The organism is Dorea sp. AM10-31, from assembly GCF_003435815.1.
Lineage (GTDB): Bacteria > Bacillota > Clostridia > Lachnospirales > Lachnospiraceae > Dorea_D > Dorea_D hominis.
Genome location: NZ_QTUV01000001.1, coordinates 548855 through 575375 on the forward strand (window position 1 = coordinate 548855; position 26521 = coordinate 575375).

At 42.6% G+C, this 26521-nt stretch carries 23 protein-coding genes; 14 read left to right on the forward strand and 9 right to left on the reverse strand.

Translation table 11 applies throughout. The annotated features are described in order from the left end of the window. Positions 1-17: 17 nt before the first annotated feature. Both DW125_RS02780 and DW125_RS02785 read right to left on the reverse strand, forming a co-directional pair. Positions 18-1634, reverse strand: coding sequence for a DUF3794 and LysM peptidoglycan-binding domain-containing protein (locus DW125_RS02780; protein WP_199537813.1), 1617 nt, complete (start codon positions 1632-1634; stop codon positions 18-20). A gap of 119 nt (positions 1635-1753) precedes the next feature. After that, positions 1754-2161, reverse strand: coding sequence for a protease complex subunit PrcB family protein (locus tag DW125_RS02785; protein ID WP_117537040.1), 408 nt, complete (start codon positions 2159-2161; stop codon positions 1754-1756). A gap of 132 nt (positions 2162-2293) precedes the next feature. Between DW125_RS02785 and malQ the strand changes: the two genes are divergently transcribed. The 7 genes from malQ to DW125_RS13970 all read left to right on the forward strand — a co-directional run bounded on the left by malQ (position 2294) and on the right by DW125_RS13970 (position 9865). Further along, complete coding sequence (malQ, locus tag DW125_RS02790; RefSeq protein ID WP_278336567.1) at positions 2294-3829, forward strand: 4-alpha-glucanotransferase; 1536 nt, start codon at positions 2294-2296, stop codon at positions 3827-3829. Between the two features lie 28 nt (positions 3830-3857). Further along, positions 3858-4592, forward strand: coding sequence for a lysophospholipid acyltransferase family protein (locus DW125_RS02795; RefSeq protein WP_117537042.1), 735 nt, complete (start codon positions 3858-3860; stop codon positions 4590-4592). 86 nt (positions 4593-4678) lie between these two features. Continuing rightward, complete coding sequence (locus DW125_RS02800) at positions 4679-6133, forward strand: nicotinate phosphoribosyltransferase (protein ID WP_021859671.1); 1455 nt, start codon at positions 4679-4681, stop codon at positions 6131-6133. 18 nt (positions 6134-6151) lie between these two features. Next, positions 6152-7219 carry a D-alanine--D-alanine ligase family protein gene (locus DW125_RS02805; protein ID WP_117537043.1) on the forward strand — a complete coding sequence of 356 codons (1068 nt, stop codon included), beginning with the start codon at positions 6152-6154 and terminating at the stop codon, positions 7217-7219. 15 nt (positions 7220-7234) lie between these two features. Next, entirely contained in the window at positions 7235-8602 is a 1368-nt protein-coding gene (locus DW125_RS02810) for a UDP-N-acetylmuramoyl-tripeptide--D-alanyl-D-alanine ligase (protein ID WP_021859669.1), read from the forward strand. A gap of 13 nt (positions 8603-8615) precedes the next feature. Next, on the forward strand, positions 8616-9425 hold the full coding sequence (locus DW125_RS02815; RefSeq protein WP_117537044.1) for a Cof-type HAD-IIB family hydrolase: 810 nt from the start codon (positions 8616-8618) through the stop codon (positions 9423-9425). Between the two features lie 257 nt (positions 9426-9682). Further along, positions 9683-9865 carry an Ig-like domain-containing protein gene (locus DW125_RS13970; protein WP_158549879.1) on the forward strand — a complete coding sequence of 61 codons (183 nt, stop codon included), beginning with the start codon at positions 9683-9685 and terminating at the stop codon, positions 9863-9865. 105 nt (positions 9866-9970) lie between these two features. Here the strand turns inward: DW125_RS13970 and DW125_RS02825 are convergent, their stop codons facing one another. Beyond that, a complete protein-coding gene (locus DW125_RS02825; RefSeq protein ID WP_021859660.1) occupies positions 9971-10561 on the reverse strand; it encodes a 50S ribosomal protein L25 in 591 nt (196 codons plus the stop codon). Positions 10562-10810: 249 nt separating this feature from the next. Beyond that, positions 10811-12598 carry an aminopeptidase P family N-terminal domain-containing protein gene (locus DW125_RS02830; protein WP_117537046.1) on the reverse strand — a complete coding sequence of 596 codons (1788 nt, stop codon included), beginning with the start codon at positions 12596-12598 and terminating at the stop codon, positions 10811-10813. A gap of 317 nt (positions 12599-12915) precedes the next feature. Here DW125_RS02830 and DW125_RS02835 point away from each other — a divergent pair, with 317 nt between their 5' ends. From DW125_RS02835 to DW125_RS02850, 4 genes are all read left to right on the forward strand, one after another. Beyond that, positions 12916-14256, forward strand: a complete 1341-nt coding sequence (locus DW125_RS02835) for an ATP-binding protein (protein ID WP_117537047.1) — start codon at positions 12916-12918, stop codon at positions 14254-14256. Next, complete coding sequence (locus tag DW125_RS02840; RefSeq protein WP_117537048.1) at positions 14253-15104, forward strand: response regulator; 852 nt, start codon at positions 14253-14255, stop codon at positions 15102-15104. Before DW125_RS02835 ends, DW125_RS02840 begins: the two co-directional genes overlap by 4 nt. Before the next feature lie 138 nt (positions 15105-15242). Next, positions 15243-16316, forward strand: coding sequence for a PTS sugar transporter subunit IIC (locus tag DW125_RS02845; protein ID WP_021859656.1), 1074 nt, complete (start codon positions 15243-15245; stop codon positions 16314-16316). A gap of 458 nt (positions 16317-16774) precedes the next feature. Further along, on the forward strand, positions 16775-17758 hold the full coding sequence (locus DW125_RS02850) for a calcium/sodium antiporter (RefSeq protein ID WP_117537049.1): 984 nt from the start codon (positions 16775-16777) through the stop codon (positions 17756-17758). A gap of 251 nt (positions 17759-18009) precedes the next feature. Here DW125_RS02850 and DW125_RS02855 read toward each other — a convergent pair whose 3' ends face one another. Next, positions 18010-19590 (reverse strand): glucose-6-phosphate isomerase, encoded by a 1581-nt coding sequence (locus tag DW125_RS02855; protein WP_117537050.1) that lies wholly within the window; start codon positions 19588-19590, stop codon positions 18010-18012. A 185-nt stretch (positions 19591-19775) separates the two neighbouring features. On the opposite strand from DW125_RS02855, the gene DW125_RS02860 reads away from it, so the two are divergent. The 3 genes from DW125_RS02860 (at position 19776) to DW125_RS02870 (ending at position 22299) form a co-directional block, all read left to right on the forward strand. Continuing rightward, complete coding sequence (locus DW125_RS02860) at positions 19776-20549, forward strand: class I SAM-dependent methyltransferase (protein ID WP_117537051.1); 774 nt, start codon at positions 19776-19778, stop codon at positions 20547-20549. 308 nt (positions 20550-20857) lie between these two features. After that, on the forward strand, positions 20858-21265 hold the full coding sequence (locus DW125_RS02865; protein WP_117537052.1) for a ribonuclease Z: 408 nt from the start codon (positions 20858-20860) through the stop codon (positions 21263-21265). Next, on the forward strand, positions 21262-22299 hold the full coding sequence (locus DW125_RS02870; RefSeq protein WP_117537123.1) for a DNA/RNA non-specific endonuclease: 1038 nt from the start codon (positions 21262-21264) through the stop codon (positions 22297-22299). The genes DW125_RS02865 and DW125_RS02870 overlap by 4 nt, the downstream gene beginning before the upstream one ends. Positions 22300-22443: 144 nt before the next feature. Here the strand turns inward: DW125_RS02870 and DW125_RS02875 are convergent, their stop codons facing one another. The 4 genes from DW125_RS02875 to DW125_RS02890 all read right to left on the reverse strand — a co-directional run bounded on the left by DW125_RS02875 (position 22444) and on the right by DW125_RS02890 (position 26498). Continuing rightward, on the reverse strand, positions 22444-22713 hold the full coding sequence (locus DW125_RS02875) for a hypothetical protein (protein WP_117537053.1): 270 nt from the start codon (positions 22711-22713) through the stop codon (positions 22444-22446). Between the two features lie 79 nt (positions 22714-22792). Next, positions 22793-23440 carry a DUF4317 family protein gene (locus DW125_RS02880; RefSeq protein WP_117537054.1) on the reverse strand — a complete coding sequence of 216 codons (648 nt, stop codon included), beginning with the start codon at positions 23438-23440 and terminating at the stop codon, positions 22793-22795. 187 nt (positions 23441-23627) lie between these two features. Beyond that, positions 23628-24251: a YczE/YyaS/YitT family protein gene (locus DW125_RS02885; RefSeq protein WP_117537055.1), complete on the reverse strand. Its 624-nt coding sequence runs from the start codon at positions 24249-24251 to the stop codon at positions 23628-23630. 15 nt (positions 24252-24266) lie between these two features. Then, positions 24267-26498, reverse strand: coding sequence for an alpha-galactosidase (locus tag DW125_RS02890; protein WP_117537056.1), 2232 nt, complete (start codon positions 26496-26498; stop codon positions 24267-24269). Positions 26499-26521 lie beyond the last annotated feature (23 nt).

Genomic DNA, 26521 nt, shown 5'->3' on the forward strand with positions numbered 1-26521 from the left:
TCTTGTATACAATTTACCTACAGTATACTTAAACTTTCCTTAAAAATCAATATTTTATCCCCAGATTTCAGTCCATTCTTTTCACAGTCATTCATCTCGAGAATCCTCTCTCCGGTTGTGCCGTAACGCTTTGCGAGATCCCAGAGCGTATCTCCTTCTTTTACGATGTAGCCTACGATTCCCGGCTGTTTTTCCAGTTTTTCTGCATCAAACGGGAGGCAGATCATTTCCTGCGGGCAGCGTATTTTCACTTCTTCTTTCAGGAATCCGTGAAATGCAAGTACTGCTTTTACTTCTACTTCTGCATTTCCAAGCAGTCCGACATTTAACTGTTCGATGCACCACGTCAGATCCACCTGCATCCGATCATTCGTCTCATTACTTTCCAGAAATGCAGTAAACGGAACCATTCCCTGCCATACATCAAACGGGATTTCATCGTCTGATTTGATATAAAGAAACTGGATATGCAATACACCTTCCACTTCGATTCCTTTCTCTGTAATCTGTGTACTCTCCACTTCCACTCTTCCTGTGCTGTGGCAAATCTGTAAAATATCTTCTTTAATCTCCGGAAGTGTCAGCTTCTCTGTCACTTTACATTTGGTATGATTCTGCATCAGTAATTTTTCGCACGGACAGTCCTTATATTTGATCTCACACTCACCATCCAACGCATAGGCATCCTCCAGCACATCCATTTCTACTTCTTCATAGACGATCAGCCGCATATCCAGCGTTGCTTCCACGCCAAGAATTCTTACTTCTCCTTCCTCGTCCATGCGCGATTCCACTGCCACATCTGTAAATACCGGATACAATTGGTGATACATGGAATCTTTTGCTCCATAACACGGAATCTTTCCTTCATATGCCACCGTCTGCTCTATCCAGTCCAGCCTTCCATCCGGCGATTCATAAAAACAGAACACAAGCATTTCACCCTGCAGTAGAAGTACTTCCTCCCCAATCCTTGTGTCCAGTTTTCCCGGAGTGACTTCGGTCCACAGTAATGTGCCGATATTTTCTTTTGTCCCGCCAATCTGTACTTCTTCTTTGATCCGGTATGTATCACGCTTCATCGTATGCATTTTCAGAAGTGTCTCCTGTCTCTTCTTTCTGCACAGTCCATCTGCGTATTCGCTGCCTTCTTCCCCCCGTCTTCCTTCTCTGTAAATATCGCTTGTCAGATGTTCTTCTTTCTGCTGTTCCGAACAAACCTGTAATTCTACGAGTGCTTTGATTCCGAGCTTTCTTGAATGGATCACCGTTACGGTAAGTTCCGTCTGTGAACTCTTGATAAACAAACTGCCCTCCGGCACTTTCTCTGCATAAATCAGCTCCTCAAATGGAAATCTTCCTTCCAGAGATGACAGCCGTTTCTCAGAGTCATCCGTCACATAAAGCATGCGAAACTGTATCTTTCCGCTGATCCGTATGTAATTGTCCACAATTTTCTGCTCTTCGATGCGCAATGTACCTTCATTCAGGATCACACGCTGCACATCACTTTTGGCATCCGGCACGTTATAGTCCTGATCCACATAAAACTGATCTACAATCGTTTTTCCCTGGCTGTATCCCCTAAATTCCTGCGTCTCGCATGTCAGAGTTTCATAATCTTTTTGCTCCATTTTGACAACCTCACTTTCCTGTTATTTGCTGTTGCACCATAAAAATATCCATCATATATTTATGATACCCACGGATTGTTCCGTACTGCGCATATGGCTGCAGACCTGAACCCCTGGTATCATTCAAATACCACCATCTTCCCGCCTGCTTTCATTTTCACCACACAGTACGGATAGGTCTCCTTCTTTTTTCTTACGGTTCCTCTTTTCGGACCGACAAGTTCTGTCTGAAAGAAAATTGTATTGGAAGTTTCTTCTATCTTTACAACCTTCACCCGGTAACCGTCCTGCTTTTTTCTTCCATACCCGCAGAACAGATACAGACTGCCCTGATCTTCGTATGTCAGGGTAAATGGTTCCTGTTTCTTTTCCTCAATCCATTTCTTACATTCTTCCGGTATTTCCTCTCTCCGGACATTTTCATATACGGCTTTTCTTTTCTGCGTGTCATCCACTTTCCGGATCGAACAGCCACACAATATCCACAAACAGAGAACAAGTCCTGCACACAACAACCACTTCCGCATACACTCACCCTGCAATTTCTCTTTAATATCATACACAGTGAACCTATGAAAAATACCAATTTTAGTGTATACTTATAAAAGTGTTGCCATAAAAATGTGCTTTTGTACATTCACACAAACAGTTGAATTTTATTGAAACAGACTAAGGAGTACTTAATTATGAAACAATACAGACGACAGGCGGGTGTTCTTCTGCATCCGACATCACTTCCTTCTCCATATGGGATCGGAGATCTTGGACATACGGCATACCGTTTTGTTGATTTTCTGGAAGCCGCCGGACAGAAACTCTGGCAAATCCTTCCACTAACACATACAGGTTTCGGAGATTCTCCGTATCAGAGTTTCTCTGCCTTCGCCGGGCAGCCGCTTCTTATAAGCCCGGATCATTTGAAAGAGCTGGGACTTTTATTCGACCATGAACTGAAAGATGCACCTGCCGGAGACAGCGCACAGGTAGACTACGGAACGGTCATTCCGTGGAAACACAGCATTTTCCGCCTTGCATACAACCGTTTTTACGAAAGAGACGAGGGCGATCCGTTAAAGCAGGATTTCGCACGCTTCTGTCAGGAGGAAGCTTCCTGGCTGGAGGATTATGCGCTTTTCCTCGCCTGCAAAGACGCCAATGACGGAAGAAGCTGGCTGGACTGGCCGGATATGTACCGCAGCCCATCCCCGGAATACAAAGAGGAATTAAAACAGCTTTTGCAGAAAGAAGCCGTATATTACAAATTTCTGCAGTTTATCTTCTTCACAGAATGGGGCAGACTGAAAGCATATGCAAATGAGAAAGGCATCCAGATCATCGGCGATATCCCGATCTTCGTATCCATGGACAGTGCAGATGTCTGGGCAAATAAAGAACTATTCTACCTGGACGAGAAAGGGTATCCGCTCTCTGTTGCGGGAGTTCCGCCGGATTATTTTTCTGCAGCCGGGCAGCTCTGGGGCAATCCGCTCTATGCATGGGATGCACATAAGAACAGCGATTTCTCCTGGTGGATCTCGCGTATCCGCACACAGCTTAAGAATCTGGACATCCTGCGTATCGACCATTTCCGTGGCTTTGACGCATGCTGGTCTGTCCCTTACGGCGAACCGACTGCCGTCAACGGACACTGGGCGAAGGTGCCGGGCTGGGATCTCTTTGATGCGATCTCCCAGGCACTCGGCGACGATCTGCCGATCATTGCAGAAGATCTCGGTATCATTACGGATGAGGTAAATGCGCTTCGTGAACATTTCGGATTCCCGGGCATGAAGGTTCTGCAGTTTGCTTTTGATTCTACCGATGAAAATGCATACCTGCCACACCGTTTTGAATCTCCGGTCTGCGTCTGCTACACCGGAACACACGACAATGCTACAACTCTTTCCTGGTACGAGACATTACCGGAACATTGCCGCAAAAAAGTCTGTGCTTACACCGGAACAACCGATGAGAAGAATATCGGTTATGGGCTGATAAAGGCAGCGCTTTCCAGCATTGCCACTTATGCGATCTATCCGCTGCAGGATCTTTTATTCTGCGGAGATGAAGGACGCATGAATACGCCGGGAAAAGCCGCCGGCAACTGGAGCTGGCGTTTCCGTGCACAAGATCTGAAACCGGAATACGCAGATACCCTTCGTGAACTTACCTTATTATATGGACGCTTTGATTAAGCGCCCCAGGCAAAGAAAGGATATACAAATGTTTAGATTTATTTTGGTAGTCATTACTTTATTTTTATATCTGATCCTCGGAATCCCGGTACTGGGTATCGAATGGATCATCAGCAAATTTAATCAGGAAGCTGCCGATTATCAATGTCTGCGCATGGTGCAGGCTGCATTCCGATTTATGCTTAAGATTGCAGGAACTGAGATCACTGTAATCGGCGAAGAAAGGATCCCGGATGAGCCGGTACTTTTCATTGGCAATCACAGAAGTTATTTTGACATTCTTCTGACTTACTCCCGATGCAAACGCCGCACCGGATACATTGCCAAAAAGGAAATGATGAGCTATCCTCTGCTCCGCACATGGATGAAGCGCCTTTATTGCCTCTTCCTTGACCGTGACAACCCGAAAGAGGGACTAAAGACCATCCTCAAAGCAATTGAATACGTAAAAAGCGGAATCTCCATCTGCATTTTCCCAGAAGGTACGAGAAATACCGGCGAAGAATTAAGTGTTCTTCCATTCCACAGCGGCTCTTTTAAAATTGCTGAGAAAAGTGGTTGTCCAATCATACCGATCAGCATGAATAACACAATCTCGATTTTCGAGAAACAGTTCCCGCGCATTAAGAAGACCCACGTCATCATCGAATATGGCAAGCCGATCTATGCAAAAGATCTGGACCGTGAACAGAAAAAACAGCTCTCACAGAACTGTCAGAAGATTATTGAAGATACCATTAAGAAGAACCAGGCATTACTCTAATGCCTGGCTTTTCTTTTTTCTTTTACTTTTTTCTCTGTAAGTGCTATAATGGAACGGAATTTATAAAAAAGGAGACAAATGGGACCATGAACAGACAAGATCTTACGTTATTGACGGACTTTTATGAGCTGACAATGATGCAGGGATACTATGAGGAGAAACAGAACGAAACCGTTATTTTCGACGTTTTCTTCCGCCAGAATCCTTGCGGCAACGGATATTCTGTATGTGCCGGATTAGAGCAGGTGATCGATTATGTGAAGAACCTGAATTTTACTTACGAGGATGTGGACTACTTAAGAAGTCTGCACATTTTCAGTGAGGATTTTCTGCACTACTTAAGCGGTTTTCATTTCAGTGGTGATATCTATGCAATTCCGGAAGGAACCGTTGTATTTCCAAAAGAGCCACTGTTAAAAGTGATCGCTCCGATCATGGAGGCACAGCTTGTAGAGACTGCGATCCTGAACATCATCAATCATCAGTCACTGATCGCTACGAAGACTTCCCGAATTGTCTTTGCGGCAGACGGCGACGGTATTATGGAATTTGGTCTGAGACGTGCACAAGGACCGGATGCCGGACTTTATGGTGCGAGAGCTGCTATGATCGGCGGCTGCGTCGGCACATCCAATGTTCTTGCAGGACAGCTTTTTGATGTTCCGGTCATGGGTACACATGCACATAGCTGGATCATGAGCTTCAAGGATGAATATACTGCATTTAAGAACTATGCGAAAATGTATCCGGATAACTGCACATTACTTGTCGATACGTATGATACTCTCAAATCCGGTGTACCGAATGCGATTCGTGTATTCCGGGAATTTAAAGAGTCTGGTCATCCCCTCAAAAAATACGGAATCCGTCTTGACAGTGGCGACCTTGCATACCTTTCTAAAGAAGCACGCAAGATGTTGGATGCTGCCGGATTCGAAGATGCAACCATCTGCGCATCCAATGATCTGGATGAGTTCCTTCTCCACGATCTGAAGATGCAAAAAGCAGCCATCGATTCCTGGGGTGTCGGTACAAATCTAATCACTTCCAAGGACTGCCCGTCTTTCGGCGGTGTATATAAGCTGGCTGCCATAAAGAATCAGGACGGAGAATTTATTCCGAAGATTAAGATTTCTGAAAATACAGAAAAAATCACAAATCCTGGTAACAAAACCATTTATCGTATCTATGATAAAGAAACAGGAAAACTCAAAGCTGATCTGATCTGTTTTGCCGGCGAAGAATATGACACCAATGAAGATCTGTTATTATTTGATCCAATCGAGACATGGAAGAAGACCAGGCTTCCGGGTGGCACATACACAATGCGTGAGATCCTCGTTCCGGTCTTCATAAATGGTGAATGTGTCTACAACTCTCCTTCTGTTATGGAGATTGCAGCTTACTGCAAGCAAGAGAAGGATACACTCTGGGATGAGACCAAACGTCTCTTCTACCCACATCGTATCCATGTGGATTTATCACAGAAATTATACGATGTAAAAAAATCGCTGCTTGATCAGATGAGCATATCTGACTAAGTAAGGAGAATTTATTTTATGAAAATTATAGTATTAGCCGGAGGACTCAGTCCTGAACGCGATGTATCACTTATTTCCGGAGCAGGAATCTGTAAAACACTACGCGAAAGTGGGCATCAGGCTTATCTGCTGGACGTTTATTTTGGACTACCTTATGATGCGGATAAACTGGACGAAGTCTTCGATCTTCCGGACGCCGGACTTGGTATTGCAGAAGGTATCAAAACAACGATGCCGGATCTCGATGCTTTGAAAAAGTCCCGACCTGATCAGTCCGACTGCTATCTTGGACCGAACGTCATCGAGCTGTGCCGTATTGCAGATATTACTTTTATGGCTCTGCACGGTTCTGTCGGTGAGAACGGAAAGTTGCAGGCTACTTTTGATATCCTCGGCATCCGTTATACCGGTCCGAATTCTCTGGGTTGTTCCCTTTCTATGAATAAACTAGTTGCCAAACAGATCTTTAAAATGAGTCGTGTAGCAACTCCGCGAGGAACTTCCCTGAACCGCCAGACAAAGGATACCCCGCTTGACGAGCTGGGATATTATCTTCCACTGGTTATCAAACCATGCTCCGGCGGTTCCAGCATCGGTGTATTTATCGTTCACACCGAAGAAGAATATCTTGATGCGATCCATCAGTCTTTTGATGTCCATCAGGAAGAAGAAGTTGTAATTGAACCTTATATCAAAGGAAGAGAATTTGCCTGTGGTATTCTCGCCGGCAAAGCACTTCCGATCGTAGAGATCATTCCTAAAGACGGTGTGTTCAACTACGAGAACAAATACCAGGCAGGCGGTGCACAGGAAATCTGCCCTCCGGTCTCTCTCGATGAGAAGACACAGAAGAAAATGAAGCGCATGGCAGAGAAAGCATTCCGCACTTTACGCATGGATGTGTATGCACGCGCTGACTTTATCGTTGACGATACAGACGGTAAGTTCTATTGTCTGGAAATGAACGGACTTCCGGGTATGACTCCGGCGAGTCTGATTCCGAAGGCTGCGAAGGCTGCCGGTTTGGAATATGGTGATCTGTGCGAGCAGATCATTGATGAATCAATCAAAGCACGCTACCAATAAGGAGGAATTTATTCTATGAAAAACCTTACTTTGGAAAATATCACCAAGGCCTGTAAAGGAACTTATCACGGCGATACATCCAAACTTTCCCAGGAAGTAGCAGGTGTCGTGATCGACAGTCGTAAAGTCGAGAAAGATTACCTTTTTGTCGCTATTGACGGGGAAAATGTAAATGCACATAAATTTATCCCGGATACAATCGAGAAGGGCGCAATGTGTGTCGTTTCCCATGAAGATCTGGGCGAAACCGATTACCCGTATATTCTGGTAGAATCAACCGGTCAGGCACTTTTAGACATTGCGAAACTGTACCGTGATTCTTTCGATGTAAAGGTTGTCGGAATTACAGGAAGTGTCGGAAAGACAAGTACAAAAGAGATGATCGCATCTGTACTTTCCCAGAAATACAATGTTCATAAGACATTAGGAAATTTCAATAACGAATGGGGACTTCCGATCACAATTTTTGAAATGAACGAGGAGAACCAGGTTGCTATTCTGGAAATGGGAGTCAACCACTTCGGCGAGATGCGCAGACTTTCTTCTGTTGCAAGTCCGGATGTATGTGTGATCACGAACATCGGTGTTGCCCACTTGGAATTTTTCAAGACAAGAGAAGGTATCTTCCAGGAGAAATCCCAGATGATCCAGGATATGAAAAATGGCGGAACCATCATTTTCAACGGAGATGATGATATTTTACGTGAATCCGGTCCGATCAAAGGTGTAGAGCCTGTATTCTTCGGAACCGGTGACAACAGTGATTTCCGCGCAACAGATATTAAACCGCTCGGACTTAAAGGAACTTCATGCACGCTCCACATGCCAAACGGAACTTCTTTTGACTGCGTTGTTCCGCTTCCGGGTATCCACATGGTATCCAATGCGCTGGCAGGTGCCGCTGTCGGATACAGCCTTGATCTGACAAATGAAGAAATCAAAGCCGGTATCGAGAATCTCCCGTCTATTCCGGGAAGAAACCACATCATCATTACCGATAAGCTGACGATCTTAGATGACTGCTACAATGCAAATCCGATTTCTACAAAGGCATCCATTGATGTTCTCGATATGGCGATCGGACGTAAAGTTGCTGTCCTTGGAAATATGGGTGAACTTGGTGCAAATGAAAAAGAACTGCACCACGAGACAGGCGCATATGCCGCTGAAAAAGGTGTAGATGTTGTATGCGCGATCGGAGATCTTGCGAAAGAGATTGCAAACGGTGCTTCCGTAGACGGTACAGAAGTACACTGGTTTGAAACAAAAGCGGATTTCCTTGCAGAGATGAAAAATATTATGAAAGAGGGAGACAATGTCCTTGTCAAAGCTTCTCATGGAATGCATTTTCCTGAACTGGTAGAGGCTCTGGAAGCATTGTAGGAGTGTAGATTCCATGGAATATCAGATATTAGCACTGGACCTCGACGGTACGCTGACCAACTCGAAGAAAGAGATTTCCAGACCTACTCTGGAAGCTCTGATCGATATTCAGGAGCAGGGCAAGAAAGTCGTGCTTGCCAGCGGACGTCCGACCAAGGGAGTTCTTCCACTCGCGAAACAACTACATCTGGAAGACTACGGAAGCTATATTCTCTCTTTTAACGGTGCCAGAATTACCGATTGCAGAAGTATGCAGGCGATCTATAATAAGACTCTTCCGGGAGATATTGTAGAGCCTCTTCTGCAGATTTTAAGAAAATATGACGGGCTGGATATTTTGTCTTATACAGCAGATAATATCCTCTCCGGAATTAAGCCGAACAAATATACCGAGCTGGAATCCCGGATCAATCACATGCCGATCATCGAGACGGATGATTTTGCGACAAGTATTAAAGAACCGGCGAACAAGTTTCTTGTAACAGGAGAACCGGAGATCATTGCAAAGGCGCAGAAGGAAGTGACGGATTATTTCCGTTCTTACCTCTACATCTACTGCTCCGATCCGTTCTTCCTGGAGATCATGCCTCCGCAGGTGGATAAGGCACATTCTCTCCTGAAGCTGTTATCCAGCATCGGTCTTACTTCAGATCAGATGATCTGCTGCGGCGACGGCTACAACGACATTACGATGATCGAGACCGCCGGCCTTGGCGTTGCCATGGCGAACGCACAGCCGCTCGTACGCGAACGCGCCGATTACATCACCAAGTCCAACGACGATGATGGCGTGCTACATGTTATTAATGAATTTTTGCGGTAGGGATACGCCTGAAGTATTTCCTTAAGTAGAATTGCTTTTCGCTTCTCCCGCCGAGGATGAATTTTCATGCATATATAAAAAATAAGGGAGCTGGGCTCCGCGGATATATTGTGTATCCGTGGAGTCCAGCTTCCTTGTTGCTTTTCTTTGCCCTGGGGATATGCTCTTGGCTTGTTGAGGTATCCCTTTTTGGCTTTTCTTTTCCAGGGAGATATGCTTTTAGCTTCTTGCTGTATACCGACTACAACAGTCCATACATGTATGCACGCCCAATTCTTAATCCATCCAGCTTTACCTGGACCAGCAGCAATAAAGATATCGCTACTGTCAATAAGAACGGAATTGTGAAGAAAGGCTCCAAAACCGGTAAGGTGAAGATTACTGCTAAATTGAAAACCGGTACAAAAGTCAGCTTTTCCAAGATACTTACGGTGAAATAAACGCTCACAAATTTGAGCATTTAACAAGAAGCACATTCCAACTCTCGCGTCAGAATGTGCTTCTTATTTTTTACAATCTCAAATTTTCTATCCAGGCATTTTATATTATGCTTCTGCTGTTTCTCCGTCTTCAGCTTCTTCATCATCTGCTGATGCATGAACTTCTGTTACACTTACGATCAGTGCTTCCGGATCCGTAGATAATGTAATCTCCGGATTCTTGGCAATATCCAGATCTTTTACTTTGATTGTATCACCTGCATGCATATCGCCTACATTGACTTCAATCTTATCTACAAGGTCTTTCGGTAATGCCTTAAATGCTACTTCTTCCAGATGTTCTTCCAATACGCCTGTTGTTACTTTCTCGGCATCAACTAATACGATCTCAGCTACAGAGTGAACTGCTTCGTTGCTTACCAATGCCTGAAAATCTACTTCGTTGATCTGTTTTTTAATCGGATCAAACTGAATATCCTTAATCAGTACGTTATGTTTTGTTCCGTCAACATCAAGCATAACCTGACTTCCTTTATTGTTCTTCTTCAGAAGGCTTTCTACTTCTTTTTTGTCCATTTTTACCGGAACAGATTCTTTCATCTCGCGGCCAAATACATTGCCCGTAACAAATCCTTCTCTTCTTAATTTCTTTGCCTTGATGTCCATGCTTCTTTTTTCAGCTTTTAAAGTATTCATTTATCTTTTCCTCCAAAAATCTGATATGCTTAGCATCCTTCGACTTTGCTTTACAATACAAAGAGGTGTGTTAAGTAGGTTTCCTTGTTACGGTCTTATTATAGCTCTTCTATAACAAACAGATTAACCAAATATACACTTTTTTTGAGGTGTTTTTTTGTGATTTTTTCAATTTTTCTAAAAATATATAGCAATAAAGCCGGCGCCACCGGAAACGGGAAGCGCCAGCCATGAAGTTCTCTATCTCTGTTAAATTGCTCTTGTGTATTTCTCAAGCCATGCTTTCTCTTCGTCATTCAGATATGGCGAAATCACTTCGTATACTCTCGCATGATAATCATTGAGCAGCTTCTTGTCTTCTGCTGTCATGATATCCGGGTTGATGGCATCTAAGTCCATCGGAATCAGTGTAATCGCTTCAAAATACATGAACTGTCCATATTCGTTCAGAGTTCCTTTCTTTGTCAGAAGTTCGTTTTCCAGACGGATACCGTGGGACCCTTCAATATAGATTCCCGGCTCATCTGTGATGATCATGCCTTCTGCAAGCGGCTCAGTCTCGCCCGGGCGGTATTTCCAGCGGAATCCAGTCGGTCCTTCGTGGATATTAAGCAGATAACCAACTCCATGTCCTGTTCCGTGATTGAAGTTCAAATCTCTGTCCCAGAAAGGCTTTCTTGCAAGGATATCCAGAACCATACCTGTAGATCCCTCTAAGAATTTCGCATTGCCAAGCTGCAAGTTACTGATCGCAACCAATGTAAAATGGTCTTTCATGATCTGCGGCACTTCGCCTAATGCATAAGTTCTTGTTACATCTGTAGATCCTTCATAAAATCCGGCGCCTGTATCTGTTAAGAACAGCTGTCCCTCTTTCAGCTCAACGTCTGTCTCCGGAGATGATGTATAATGCACAATTGCTCCATGCTCTCCAAAGGAAGAGATTGGCTCAAAGCTCGGGCGGATGAAATTGCCCATCTCTGCACGGAACTCATCCAGCTTGTCTGACGCACTCATCTCTGTGATCTTCATCTTTCCGACATTCTCTTTCAGCCATTTCATAAATCTGACATGAGCTACACTGTCTTTGATCTGGGCTTTGCGGATGTTTTTGATCTCTACCGGGTTCTTCATTGCTTTCATAAGAATTGCCGGATTTCTCTGCTCAATTGTTTTCACATTTTCCGGAATATTATTGAAAATTGCATAGTTCAGTTTACCTGGATCAACCATCACAACTGTATCTTCTGTAAACTTTTTCACATCTTCATAAATGTCATTGTACGGATAAAGTTTCACACCATCTGCTGCCAGCTTTGCTTTCAACGCATCATCCAGTTTACGTTCATCAATATACAGCTCTACGCCATCTATTGTAACGATCGCATAAGATAATACCATCGGGAAGAAATCAATATCATTTCCACGGATATTGAGCATCCAACAGATATCATCCAGTGTTGTCATTACATGTGTATTCGCTCCTGCATCCTTCATCTCTTTACGGATTCTTGCAAGTTTGTCAGCAACCGTCTCTCCTGCATATTTCACATCCAGATCAAATGCCGGTTCTTCTGACATTGCCGGGCGGTCACTCCAGATCTCATCGATCAGATCTTCCTGGTAATTCACATGTGCGTCTTTCTTTGCTGCAATGTCCGCATAGCCCTGACCTTCTCCGACAGATACTACTCTTCCGTCAAATCCAAGTGTTTCCCCTGCCTGTAACACTTTCTCGATGTAATCATTCATCTCCGGCACACCCGGTTCTCCCATCTTCATCAGCTCTACTGTAGATTCTTCCAACTGCTTTGCAGCCTGGATGAAATAACGTCCGTCCGTCCACAGTCTTGCCTCTGTCTTTGTGATGACTGCTGTCCCTGCGGAACCAGAAAATCCTGTGATGAACTTTCTCGCCTTGAAATGTTCCCCAACATATTCACTTTGATGGAAATCAGCGGTTGGCACTACATAAACATCAATCTTCTTCTCCTCCATCCGTTTGCGAAGTGCTTCGAGTCTCTCTGGTACTGTCATTTGTTGTTCCTTCTTTCTTATTAGATTTGTTACCCCTCTGCAATTACCATACCAATCCGTAATGCAGTCTTTTGGAAACTGTTTATAGTTTACAATAATCCTCTAATATTTGTCAAAAAATATTTTGTTATGTTATTATAAATATAACAAAAATAATCATAGTATAACTATTGATTTTCGTCATTTTGTCAGATACACTAGATATGATACTAGGGTTCAAAAGTCTAAATCCATATGAGCTTGCTCATATATGGATGACAAACTTTGGAACCCGCCACGATATGCGAACAGAATTTTTTCACTGAGGATAATTTACAATGAACATACCGATAAAGAAATCATGTTTTTACAGTGCAGTCATTATTATTCTCTCACAGCTAAGCATCAGCTTGTTCACCCGGAACTTTCAGCTATCTGTTGCTGTGATTTTTTTGTCTACCATGACATTTCTGATCCAGGATTTTCCACTGATTCCGGTGACAGTGCTTTCAGCAGTCGGCGTCTGTTCACTCCGTATGCTGCTTGCATGGATCGTAACAGATACCACAGCACCGATTTCCCGGTATTTTCCTGAAATGACATTCTATCTTTGCTACGGATTTCTTCTATATATATATGTTAAAAATATAACATCATGGAAATCTTCCGGCAAAAGCTTTTTCAGAAGACTGACGCAGCGAAAAGATGTGGACACAACTGCATTTTCAGAATATCCGAACCGAAATCACACACTACTCATTCTGACCGTAATTGACTATGTGGCAAACTTTCTGGAACTGCTTGTACGTCTGGATATTTCCGCATTTCATATCCGCCTGCAGACAGGTATTTTCCTGACAGCTTTTTTCCGCTCCTGTGTGGTCTGGCTGATTCTGACACTTTTTGCAAAATACCGGATGCTCCTTTTGCAAAAGGAACATGAAGAACGTTATCAGCGCCTCGTTCTTCTCATTTCCAAACTGAATGGGGAAATGGTCTGGATGCAGAAAAATACTTTGCTTATTGAAGAGACAATGAATCATTCTTACAAATTATATCAGGAGCTGACGGAGGCCGATGTTCCGGCAGAATTATCTACTTCCGCTCTGGCAACTGCAAGAGATATCCACGAGATCAAGAAAGAATACCTTCTGATCATGCGTGGAATTTCCGAAGCACTGAACGAGGAAGTCGAACAGGACGGCATGTATCTGGAAGAGATTTTCACACTGCTTAAGACTTCCATGTTTACACTTGCTGATTCCATGGATAAGACACTGAATTTTAAATTTATCTGCAAAACAAATTTTTATACTTCCAAACATTATGAGCTGTTATCCATTTTCCGGAATCTTCTCATCAATGCACTGGAAGCCGCACAGGAACAGACCGTAACTCTTATAATTTCCATATTTTCCCAGGATGAAGCTGTCATTTTCAAAATTACAGATGACGGTCCGGGAATCCCGGTTGAATACAAAGATGAGATTTTTAATACCGGTTTCTCAACCAAAATTAATTTTGAAACCGGGGAAGTAAGCCGTGGAATCGGTCTTGGTCTTGTGAAAGATCTTGTCGAAAAACGTCTCGGCGGTTCAATCGAACTGGCATCCGTGCCGGGAAATACAACTTTTACAGTAAGCATACCAAAGAATCAAATTGAGGTGATCAAATCATGATGTCTTTTTATTTTATAGATGACGATAAAAACATTACAAACATTTTAAAACTGATCGTAAATACGCGTGGACTCGGTGTCTGTTGCGGAAGTGCGGAAAACGCAGCAGAGGCACTGGCAGATCTGCCTGTTATGCGCCCGGACATCGTTCTTGTCGATTTCCTTATGCCGGAGATGGACGGCATTTCTTTCATCAAGCAAGCGAAAAAAATTCTTCCGGACGCAGCCTATATTATGCTGTCACAGGTTGCTTCCAAGGATATGATTGCTTCTGCCTATGAAGCCGGTGTAGAATTTTTCATCCAGAAGCCAATCAACAGCGTAGAAGTGGAATCCATCATCCGCAAAGTCAGCGACGGTCTTTCCATGAAACGGATGGTTCAGCAGATGCATAATATTTTTACCCCTGACACAAACAAATCCTCTGTTTCCAAGTCAGCAAATGAGCAGCAGATTGAAGCAAATCTACGCACGATCCTTACACGTCTCGGAATTATAGGCGATACCGGTAGCAAAGATATTATTACGATCGTCAAATACATGTGTATGCACCCGGAAAGCGTGGATACAATGACTGTCAGCGAACTGTGCAGTAAATTCTGTGATAATCCGAAGTCCATGGAGCAGCGTATCCGCCGTACTGCATTTAACGGTCTTGTCAATCTGGCACATCTCGGTCTGGATGATTACTCAAACGAGATCTTCGTTGATTATTCCAGTACACTTTACAATTTTGAACAGGTGCGGAAAGAAATGGATTGTATTCGTCAAAAATCTGTCAGACATGGTAATTTGAAGATTCGTCATTTTCTGACTTCTCTCGCTTTTCGTTGTCAAAATGCACAATGATTTGCAATAATCGCGCTTATTTGTATGCATATTGTCACCTATTGAAACTTTTTGTAACCGTGCATATATATTATACCTATCAATAAACGGACGGACTTATAGAATTTTTAAATCAAAGAAAGTTGAGAGGTGTAACGTATGGTAACAGTTTTATCAGGTGTAGCTTTATTAGTCGCAACATTAGCAGTATTTTCACTGTTCAGTCTTAAGATGCCGAAGGGATCGCTTGCAATGTCAGGTATGGCAGATGCAGCCGTTGCAACATTCCTTGTTGAGGCAATTCACAGCTATATCAGCGGAGATTTGTTTGGTATTTCATTTTTAAAACAGGTTGGAACCACATCTGGAAGCATGGGTGGTGTTGCAGCGGCAATCATGGTTCCAATCTGTATGGGAGCTAACCCGTTATACGGAGTAGTAGCCGGTGTAGCCGTTGCAGGTTACGGAATTCTTCCTGGATTTATCGCAGGATATATCGTAGGATTTGTTGCACCGATTATTGAAAAGAAACTTCCGGAAGGTGTGAACGTAATCGTTGGTGCTCTTGCAGTCGCTCCAATCGCACGTATTATCGTTGTAAGTGTAGAACCGGGTGTGAACATCTTATTATCACGAATCGGTCTTACAATTTCAGCAGCAACCGATCAGTCCCCGATCGTTATGGGATTCTTGCTCGGTGGTATTATGAAAATGATCTGTACATCACCGTTAAGTTCTATGGCACTGACAGCCATGTTAGGGCTGACAGGACTTCCAATGGGTATTGCCGCAGTTGCATGCTTTGGTGGTTCTTTCACAAACGGTATGATATTCCACAAATTGAAACTTGGTAACAGAGGTAACGTAATCGGCGTTATGTTAGAGCCTTTAACACAGGCCCCGATCGTAACTGCCAATCCAATTCCTATTTATTGTTCGAATTTCTTTGGCGGCGGACTTGCAGGTATCTCAGCGGCGGTATTCCACATTGTGAATAATGCGCCTGGTACAGCTTCTCCAATTCCTGGACTTCTTGCACCGTTTGCATTTAATGCGCCGGGAACTGTTGTAATCTCTCTTGCATTTGCAGCAGCAGGCGGTTTACTTGCAGGATTTATAGGCGGAACAGTTTTCAAACACATCCGCGAAAAGAAAGGAATACTTGTAAAAGAAATTATCGCAGAAACTACAGAAGCTGTTGAATCTGAGGAAGCGCTTGAGCCGAGCGTATAAAAAAGCCCCCTTATTTTAACAACAAAATATAGAAAATATCCCCATTGTGGCACCACACACAATGGGGATATTTTTATTGTTATTTTCTGCGCTTATTATGTCCCATTCAAGAAGCTACGCAAGCAGACGGAACAGCTTCTTAAGATCGATTGGTTTTGATATTTCAAATTCATCTACCTGCATAATGATTCTCTCTTTCTAAGGAAAATATATTTTGTTTATGATACCATAGAATATATGGCTTTTCTACCTCATTTTAGTAACATAACTGTTAAAAATAGGGGTTTCTAATTTTGTTGCATTTTAGCACTGTATGTAATAGAATAGATGTAATGTCCAGCAAGTCTTTCATCCGCTCATGAGCAATCTCATGTGGATTCAGGCTTCCAAATTTGGGTATCATTATATAAATATAAAATACATTATTTATTCAAAAATTTCAGAAAGGATTTCGTAAAATGGAATTATTAAAAGCTATTCTGATTCTCGTGATTGGATTTGTGTTACTTATCAAAGGAGCGGATTTTTTTGTCGAAGGAAGTTCTTCTGTCGCTAAGAAATTCCATGTTCCTGCCATGCTCATCGGTATGACGATCGTTGCTATGGGAACCAGTCTTCCGGAATGTGCAGTCAGCGTGACTGCGTCACTTGCCAATAATAACAGCCTTGCCGTCAGCAATGTCATCGGATCGAACATTTTCAATCTGATGGTTGTCTGTGGCGCCTGCGCATTATTTTCTCCTCTGACGATCCGCCAGGATACACTGAAGAAGGAATTTCCGCTCTCTATCATCTGTGCGGCACTGATGCTTGTACTCGGCTATATCGGCATGACACTCGGACACATTGACGGAATTATCTTCCTGGTTCTTTTTGTCGGCTATCTGCTCTGGATGATCCAGTCTGCAAAGAAAGCCCGTGCAGCAGTTCTCTCGGATCCGGCACAGTCAGGCCAGATAGAACAGGCTGAATTTGTAGAAGAAAATATTGCAATCCTGCCAACATGGAAGAGTCTTGTCTTTATTATCGGAGGCATGATCGCAATCAAATTTGGCGGAGATTTCGTTGTTGACGGTGCATCGTCCATTGCTTCCAGCATGGGACTCAGCCAGACACTAATCGGACTTACGATCGTAGCTATGGGAACCAGTCTTCCAGAACTTGTCACCTCACTGGTCGCCGCTAAAAAAGGCGAAGTTGATATGGCACTTGGCAATGTCATCGGATCAGATATTTTCAATATTTTATTCGTACTCGGAATTGCAACTGTGATCAGCCCGATCTCATTCCTGATGGAAAATGTCATCGACATTATCCTGCTCATTATTATGAGCGTGATCGTTCTTGCATTTGCATGGACCAGGCAGCAGATCAACCGCAAAGAAGGTATCCTTATGCTTCTGATGTATGCAGCTTATATGGTTTATATCTGTGTGCGCTAAATACTATTGGGTCATTTAATGATACAACTTTATAATATAGTTGCCATAATTTATTAATAACACTTCTATAACGATAATACCCCACAGCCTGTATCCATTCTGTTAATAAATCGGTACAAGCTGTGGGGATTTTTTCTTTTATTATGATGCCATGATCATTATTCATAATCTGGCTACTACATCCAATTTTACACATATCTAAAAAAGGGCATCCTTATTCGGACTACCCCTTTTTTAAACTGTTTCGTATATTAAATATTCAACAGATCGCTGAATACTTTCAGTGCTCCGTCTGTCTCGTGTGCAAGTACACGTTTTGCGAGGACTTTTCCGAGCTGTACGCCTTCCTGGTCAAAACTGTTAAGGTTCCATACAAATCCCTGGAACATTACTTTATTCTCATAATGAGCAAGCAGCGCACCTAATGTCTTCGGATCAAGCTTCTCTCCGATGATAATGCTTGACGGACGTCCGCCTTCGAAGTTCTTATTGCGGTTTTCGTCAGATTTACCACATGCAAATGCGACAATCTGTGCTGCAACGTTTGCACATAATTTCTGCTGGCTTGTGCTGTCCTGAATCACAACATCTGTGCCAATCTGGCTGTTCTTGAATCCGATAAACTGAAGCGGTACAATATCTGTTCCCTGGTGCAGAAGCTGGTAGAAAGAATGCTGTCCGTTTGTTCCAGGCTCACCGAAGATCACCGGTCCTGTCACGTAATCTACCGGCTCTCCGAAACGGTTTACAGATTTACCATTGGATTCCATATCCAGCTGCTGTAAATGTGCCGGAAAACGGCTTAAAGCCTGTGAATAAGGCAGTACTGCTGTTGCCGGATAACCAAGGATGTTTCTCTCATATACTCCGATCATAGCATCCAGAAGTGCCGCATTCTTACGCACATCTTTGTTCATTGCAGATTTGTCTGCTGCCGCTGCTCCTTCCAGAAACTGTGCAAATACTTCCGGTCCGAATGCCAGTGAAAGTACAGCTCCACCAACTGCCGATGTAGAAGAATAACGTCCTCCGATATAGTCATCCATGAAGAATGCTGCAAGGTAATCATCACTCTTTGCAAGCGGTGATGTCTCGCTTGTTACAGCGATCATATGCTTACTTGCATCCAGCCCTGCGTTCTTTAATGCATCTTTTACAAAAGATTCATTGGTCAGGGTCTCTAATGTTGTTCCGGACTTGGATACCAGTACGAAAATAGAATGTGCAACATCAATGGAATTAAGAACTGCTGCCGCATCATCCGGGTCTACGTTACTGATAAATTTAGCTTCCATTTTAAACAGACCGTTTTTCTTTGCCCAGTTTTCAAGTGCCAGATACATTGCGCGTGGTCCTAGATCACTTCCGCCGATACCGATCTGTACGACAGTTGTAAATTTCTCGCCGGCTCCGTTTACAATCTCTCCTGCATGTACTTTGTTTGCAAAATCAGCAATCTTCTCCTGCTGTTCTACATAGAATGCTCGTTTATCTACACCGTCTGCCACTACTTTATCTCCAAGCTGTCCACGTGTCAGATGATGAAGTACAAGACGGTTCTCTCCTGTATTAATTACTTCTCCGTTGTAAAGTGCTTCGAATTTATCAACAAGCTGTGCTTCATCTGCCAGTTTGGCAAGTGCATCGATCACAGTATCATCTACTTCTTTTGCAGCATAATTATAATTAAGTCCCTCTGTCATAGAAACGCTGTAATTTTTCACACGCTCTGCTCCCTGCTCACCGGACATTGCTTCTGCAAGATTCACACGTTTTACATTTGCAAGCTCCTGATAAGAAGCCAGGGTATCTGTGTTCTTCCAATTTATCATAGTGATAGATTCCTCCTTTATTCTTACTTGTTCTCTATCTTTTACCTTTCTAGCATACCATACCGAATCTAACTTTTCAAATCTCCCCTGAAAATGGTAAAAATTCTGTGATTTCCTCTCAAAATCCTCAGAATATGCTATACTTTTAAACGAACTCAGCGACTTATGAAGGAGCCTTATTTACTATGATGACAGAATTAGAAAAATACTATAATAAATTTAATGAAGAGAAGCGTCTGAATAGCCGGCACGGGCAGGTAGAATTTACAACTTCCATGAAATATATCCATGCCTATTTGCCGGATGATCCTCATGCGAAAATATTGGATGTCGGCGCAGGAACCGGACGTTACAGTGTCGCACTCGCCGAAGAAGGCTACGATGTTACGGCTGTCGAGCTTGTAAAATACAATCTTGGGATTTTAAAGCAGAAAAACAGTACCGTCAAAGCTTATCAGGGAAATGCCCTGAAGCTTTCACGGTTCCCGGACAATGAATTTGACATGGTGCTTGTCTTTGGGCCGATGTATCATCTGCTCACGACAGAAGAGAAAGTACAAGCTTTGAAAGAAGCGAAACGTGTTCTGAAAGATGATGGTGTCATGCTTGTTGCATACTGCATGAATGAATACAGTATCCTGACTTACGGGTTCAGGCAGAATCACATTCTCGAATGTCTGGAAAATGGCAAGATCAGCAAAGATTTCCGTGTACAGCCGGAAGCGGAAGATCTCTATGATTATGTACGGCTTGAAGATATGGATGCCTATAATAAAGCCGCCGGTCTGAAACGGATTAAGGTCATTTCAGCCGACGGTCCTTCGGATTATATGCGTCCGGTATTAAATGCAATGGACGAAGCCACATTTGAAGCATTTATCCGTTATCATCTGACCATATGTGAACGTCCGGAGCTTGTCGGTGCCGGATCTCATACTGTAGATATTCTCAGGAAATAATATCGAAATGCATCCCGGTACAATCGTTTAAGCCGGTTCCGTCCTATACATTTTCTGATATCTTGTCAATAAATTCAAGAATGCACTCGGCAACACATGGATTTATGATGCTCCCGGAATTTCTGATGTAATTTATTGGCGGCTGTAAATGCCACTCGCTCGGATTCATAGTTGTGACTTCTTCCGGCAAGCACAAGTGCAACTTTTAATTTTAAACGATTCATTTCTGGTAAAATTTATACGAACATAGTTTCGTCATCTGTGGTATAATAAAACCACTACCATTAGTAAGGGAAAGGGGAGCTTACATGAAACTTATTATTTGCGTTGATGACAACAATGGCATGATGTTCAACCGGCGTCGTCAGTCGAAGGACCGCGAAGTGCGTCATGACATTCTTGCCTATACGATGCCGGAACGGATCTGGATGAATGAATACAGTCTTGAACAGTTTGAAACGGACGATACATCCCGGATCCAGGTTGCAAATAATTTTCTGATCCAGGCAGATGACAACGACTATTGTTTTATTGAAAACGGACAATATTTGATTGATGAATCGAGACTGGATGAGATTGTTCTGTATCACTGGAATCGTGTTTACCCGGCTGATTATTATTTTGACATTGATCTGCACGGCTGGACTCTGGCAGACCAGAAGGAGTTCAAGGGATTTTCACACGATAAGATAACGAGAGAGATATGGACAAGATGAAAAAATTAAAGTTATTACTTGCAAATATTATACTTGCCGGTGTGCTGGTGCTCGGTGGCTGTGCGGATGCCGGGGACAGTTCACAGTCTTCGTCTTCTAAAGAAACGACTACGCAGGAATCTGCTTCATCTGAAGATCAAAATACGAATGCCGAAGACAATTCGGATGATACATCTGCACAGGCGGATTCCGGTAATACTGCCGGTTCTGATACCGCAGGCAAGACAAAGGCTGCCGCTTCTAAGGCAAAAACTTCGGCTGTAAGTACTTCTAAGATACCGAAGTACTCTGGTTCGCCTTATATCAAGGTTCATAACAATGTACCATTTTTTAAGAAGTCGGACCTGACGAAAAAAGTCTTTGAAAAGTACAGCAAATTAGATGCGCTCGGCCGCTGCCGCACTGCTTATGCCAATGTCTGCAAAGCAACCATGCCAACGGAAAAGCGCGGACGGATCGGTATGGTCAAACCTTCCGGCTGGCACACAGTGAAGTACAACAACGTAGACGGCAAATACCTCTACAACCGCTGTCATCTGATCGGTTATCAGCTCACCGCAGAAAATGCGAACGAAAGTAATCTCATGACCGGAACGCGCTATCTGAATGTAGATGGCATGCTGCCTTTTGAAAATATGGTTGCTGACTATGTAAAAGAGACAAACAACCACGTTCTGTACCGGGTAACGCCGATATATACGGATGAAAACTTACTGGCTGACGGTGTACTGATGGAAGCGGAATCTGTTGAGGACAAAGGCAAAGGCATTTCCTACTGCGTATATGTGTATAACGTACAGCCGGGAATCAAGATTGATTATGAGACTGGCGACAGCTCTGCGAAAGATTCACGCCGTTCCGGACAGAGTTCCGCAAAAGGAACTTACATCATTAATGAGAACACGAACAAATTTCACAAACCGGACTGCCGGAGCGTGAAGATGATGAAAGATAAGAATAAGAAAACATATACCGGGAAACGCTCTGAGCTCATCAATTCGGGGTATGAGCCGTGTAAAAACTGTAACCCGTGATACTGTCACTGGTGGCTTTTCCGAATATTATAAAAAACGCATTGCAGCGATTAAACTTGCTACAATGCGTTTTTTTACTTTCCTCTTTTTTATTTAAGCGTTACCGGGTGCAAACTATCAGGATTTTGCTGTATTTTATGCTCGTTATATCCACTCTTCATTTCCGCCTGTTACTGCAAGGGAAATCAAAGTATCCATTTTCTCTACTTCATCTTCGCCCTGGATTACCTGTAATAATTTTGCCGTTTCTTCTATTACAGGCATCGGCTCATCCGGGCCGATCTCCATATCCGGCTGCTCACCGCATGCCGGACAGACCATCTGTGGTCTTACCGTAAGTGATAAGAAACGATTCCCACACTCTTCACATTCATAATAGCCACACATCTGTGTGCCATCAGGTACATAATACATCTTTTATCCCCCTTTAAATAATACTTCTGTCTTTTGCTGATTTTCTATCTTCTGTCAGAATCAAGCGCAAACTCTGTAATCACATTAATTGCAACAGCTGTAAGAATTCCTCATGTGGTCTGCCTGCATTCTTCTCATACCATGCAATCGCTCCGGGATCTCCACTCCGGTCCGAAAATGCCGGAAATAAAAAGCCAAACTGCGGCTCGTCCATCTCGTAATCTCCACTGACCGGCGCAAATACACCTGTCAGGAACGGATATACTTCTTCGGATTCCCACTGTTCTGTCTTGTCGTTGCCTTTTCTCGGCACATCATAGCAGCCATAAAACAGATAAAATCCATATTCCCTGTTTTGGTTAAGCTTCTCTCCCAGGATTTCGTAAAATGTTTCCAGAAGTCCGTCATTTTTGAGTTCACACTCTTTCAATGCCATCAGAAGCTGCCAAATACTTCCCGACTTTTTTGCCGTCTCCGGAAATACATATTCTTTTAATTGCCTGTTTGTATCTGCAAACGGGATTGCCTTTGCAAGCTTCAAATTTTTTCCCTGATCCACTTTTGATAATTTCAAGAAATGAATATTAAATGTACCATCCACATATCCTTCTTCATCAAAATACGCTCCTACAACTCTCGAAAAACAGTTACGGCTTATTGTCATGCGACGCGTCAGCTCCAGCATATCCTCCCGGTTTATTCTTCTCGTTTTTAACTCTTCTGCCATCTGTCTTTTTCCCCTTATATTCTCTATTCTTTATTATAAACGTAGCCTTTCTGCCTCGCAATCCTGTTTTTACAAAAAAAGTTCTCCTATGATTTTTATTCGATCATAGAAGAACCTTTTAAATTCAATTCTTTTTCCTTTTTATTGCGGGGGTATAAATTTTTATTACATTTCTTTACAGGAATCTTTACATTTTTTCAAGTTTTGTTTTAAAAAACTGAATCAAGGGTCCGTTGAAACATGCATTAATCACTGTACCAATTCCTGCAACAGCCCAGATTCCTGCTTCTGATGCGCTTGCAAATGCAATTCCAACAATTACTACAACCACATCTGAAAGTACTCTTGCTTTATGAAATGGGATTTTCTGATGTGTCAGCTTTTCAATAATGATTGCCACACTGTCATATGGTGCAATTCCCATATCCGCAACCATATATAATGCAACTCCCATTGATGCCATTAACTGGGCGAGTACAAGCGCAATTATACGAAGCGGAAGAGACATCTCTATCTGTACTACATCCTGTACCAGCCAACAAACAAAATCTGCGATATATCCAACAAAAATCATATTAATGATAGTTCCTGCACCAATGCAATGCCTTGCCTGGAAAAATACTATTACAAGAATCACTGCATTCATCAATAACTGCCATGTTCCAAAACTCCAGCCGATAAATCCACTGATTCCAAGATTCATTGCACTGAAAGGATCTACGCCAAACCCGGACAAACGAAGGAAAGACACACACAGACCAATAAACAAGATTCCTAAAATCATCATCCCAGTCCGTTTTGTTATTTTCATTGTTCTTCTTTCCTCCTACTCCTTTTTCCCTTTTAACATATATATTCTTGATTCAAAATCCGTACACGGGACAGCATCTCCCGGCACTTCTCCTGCTGTTACATCAGAAGTGATAAGTCCAAAGTTCATCAGCTCATCTCCATAATTTTCTGTATGATTCCAGACATTTTCATAAAGCATATCCGGATTCAGTCCCTGTAAACGGACACGACTATACGGTTGATTAACTCCATTTAACACACGGTAATAACCTACAATCGCAAGTGTACGATCTTCATTGGTCACCATCCAGACAGTTTCATTTCCATCAAACGGACTCTTCAATCTGTAAAATGTTCCGAACTGCAACACCTCTCTGTATTCTTTCATAAATACAATCTGTTCTTTTACTTCTTTGATTTCTTCCTCTGTTAATTTATTCAGATCCAGCTCATATCCAAAGGTTCCAAAATATGCAACATTCGCACGGGTATGTAACGGAGTATTACGAAATACCTGATGATTCGGAACAACCGATACATGACTTCCCATACTGCTGAGTGGATAACACATAGAAGTCCCATATTGAATCTTCAGACGTTCAATTGCATCTGAATCGTCGCTTGTCCATCCCTGCGGAGCATAATATAACATGCCAGGATCAAACCTTCCGCCACCACTCGCGCAGGATTCAAATAATACTTCCGGAAATGCCATTGTCAGACGTTCATATAAATCATATACGCCTAAAATATAACGGTGAAATATCTCTCCCTGCCTGTCTGCCGGAAGTTTTACACTGTAACACTCTGTAATGCTGCGATTCATATCCCATTTGATATAAGATATCTTAGCTTCTGACAATAATTTTTCCATCATATTATAAATGCAATCCACAACTTCTTTTCTTGAAAAATCCAGTACATACTGATATCTTCCATGAGAAGTATTTCTTCCCGGGGTCTGAATGATCCAGTCCGGATGTGTACGATATAAATCTGAATCTTTGTTTACCATTTCCGGTTCAAACCAGAGACCGAATTTCATCCCCAGATTCTCAATTCTTTCAGATAAACCTTTTATCCCATTTGGTAAAAGATCCGGATTTGCTACCCAGTCACCAAGACCGGCTCTGTCATTTCTTCTTGCGCCAAACCATCCGTCATCCAGTACAAATAATTCAACTCCGCATTCTTTAGCTTTTCCGGCAATCTCAACAAGCCGATCTTCCGTAAAGTCAAAATAAGTTGCTTCCCAATTATTATTCAAAATTGGTCTGGTCCGGTCTCTCCAATATCCTCTTGCCAGCCTTTTGGCATATAATTTCTGAAAAGTCTGACTCATTCCATTCAGTCCCTGATCACTACATACAAGCATTGCTTCAGGTGTCTGAAAACTCTCCATAGGTTCTAATTTCCAATCAAATCCTGTCGGATTAATACCTGCTGTAATTCTTGTAACATCATGGGTATCCACTTCTGCCTGTATCCGAAAATTTCCACTGTATATAAGGCTAACACCAATGGCTTCTCCTACATTTTCATCTGTATTCTCTCGTTTCAATACCATAAATGGATTATGCTCATGAGAGGAATTTCCACGCATACTATCGATTGCTGTAATTCCCTGTTCTAAAACTCTGTTTTTCACATAACGCTCTCTTGACCATGCACCGGATAACTGCATCCATATATAATCCTTGTCCGGAAGATCCAGACTTAAGCTCATCATATTTAATATATGTAAATTCTGATTTCCACTATTTTTTAAACGTGCACTTCTTGCTATTGCACTGTATTGTTCAAAAATAGTATACAACAACTCCAACTGAGCACCTGTCAAAGAATCTTTCAGGAAAACACGCAGTGTCTGTGCTTCTTCTTCTGCTTCTGTGTAAGTTGCCGGAAGTCCGGAAAGTTTCGGTTTCCCGGATGAGATCTCATATCCATCATACTGAAATTCACTGATTCTGCTTCCATTTTCCTGCAATAACTCTATTGCCGGATGTCTGTAATCTGTTGTCCCATAAACCGGATATTCCTGTCTGATATGTTCCAACGAGAAACTACGATCCCACTCATAAATATAAGATGTCATTGGTCGTCCACATTTTTCCACCAAATAGGAGAAATCTGCCTTATCATGAATTCGTTTACCAAAATACAGTTGTCCTAAATGCCCATTATCTAATACGCATAAAATATAGCTGATTTTGTCATTATATAAATGAAATGTTTTTGTTTCCTTATGGAAAATAATTTTTCTCATAAACTACCTCTTTTATTTTTATA

Bases quoted from the DNA above. Each gene is read 5' to 3' on its own strand.
- DW125_RS02780 (WP_199537813.1), bottom strand. From the start codon at position 1,634: ATGGAGCAAAAAGATTATGAAACTCTGACATGCGAGACGCAGGAATTT.
- DW125_RS02785 (WP_117537040.1), bottom strand. From the start codon at position 2,161: ATGCGGAAGTGGTTGTTGTGTGCAGGACTTGTTCTCTGTTTGTGGATA.
- DW125_RS02795 (WP_117537042.1), top strand. From the start codon at position 3,858: ATGTTTAGATTTATTTTGGTAGTCATTACTTTATTTTTATATCTGATC.
- DW125_RS02800 (WP_021859671.1), top strand. From the start codon at position 4,679: ATGAACAGACAAGATCTTACGTTATTGACGGACTTTTATGAGCTGACA.
- DW125_RS02805 (WP_117537043.1), top strand. From the start codon at position 6,152: ATGAAAATTATAGTATTAGCCGGAGGACTCAGTCCTGAACGCGATGTA.
- DW125_RS02810 (WP_021859669.1), top strand. From the start codon at position 7,235: ATGAAAAACCTTACTTTGGAAAATATCACCAAGGCCTGTAAAGGAACT.
- DW125_RS02815 (WP_117537044.1), top strand. From the start codon at position 8,616: ATGGAATATCAGATATTAGCACTGGACCTCGACGGTACGCTGACCAAC.
- DW125_RS13970 (WP_158549879.1), top strand. From the start codon at position 9,683: ATGTATGCACGCCCAATTCTTAATCCATCCAGCTTTACCTGGACCAGC.
- DW125_RS02825 (WP_021859660.1), bottom strand. From the start codon at position 10,561: ATGAATACTTTAAAAGCTGAAAAAAGAAGCATGGACATCAAGGCAAAG.
- DW125_RS02830 (WP_117537046.1), bottom strand. From the start codon at position 12,598: ATGACAGTACCAGAGAGACTCGAAGCACTTCGCAAACGGATGGAGGAG.
- DW125_RS02835 (WP_117537047.1), top strand. From the start codon at position 12,916: ATGAACATACCGATAAAGAAATCATGTTTTTACAGTGCAGTCATTATT.
- DW125_RS02840 (WP_117537048.1), top strand. From the start codon at position 14,253: ATGATGTCTTTTTATTTTATAGATGACGATAAAAACATTACAAACATT.
- DW125_RS02845 (WP_021859656.1), top strand. From the start codon at position 15,243: ATGGTAACAGTTTTATCAGGTGTAGCTTTATTAGTCGCAACATTAGCA.
- DW125_RS02850 (WP_117537049.1), top strand. From the start codon at position 16,775: ATGGAATTATTAAAAGCTATTCTGATTCTCGTGATTGGATTTGTGTTA.
- DW125_RS02855 (WP_117537050.1), bottom strand. From the start codon at position 19,590: ATGATAAATTGGAAGAACACAGATACCCTGGCTTCTTATCAGGAGCTT.
- DW125_RS02860 (WP_117537051.1), top strand. From the start codon at position 19,776: ATGATGACAGAATTAGAAAAATACTATAATAAATTTAATGAAGAGAAG.
- DW125_RS02865 (WP_117537052.1), top strand. From the start codon at position 20,858: ATGAAACTTATTATTTGCGTTGATGACAACAATGGCATGATGTTCAAC.
- DW125_RS02870 (WP_117537123.1), top strand. From the start codon at position 21,262: ATGAAAAAATTAAAGTTATTACTTGCAAATATTATACTTGCCGGTGTG.
- DW125_RS02875 (WP_117537053.1), bottom strand. From the start codon at position 22,713: ATGTATTATGTACCTGATGGCACACAGATGTGTGGCTATTATGAATGT.
- DW125_RS02880 (WP_117537054.1), bottom strand. From the start codon at position 23,440: ATGGCAGAAGAGTTAAAAACGAGAAGAATAAACCGGGAGGATATGCTG.
- DW125_RS02885 (WP_117537055.1), bottom strand. From the start codon at position 24,251: ATGAAAATAACAAAACGGACTGGGATGATGATTTTAGGAATCTTGTTT.
- DW125_RS02890 (WP_117537056.1), bottom strand. From the start codon at position 26,498: ATGAGAAAAATTATTTTCCATAAGGAAACAAAAACATTTCATTTATAT.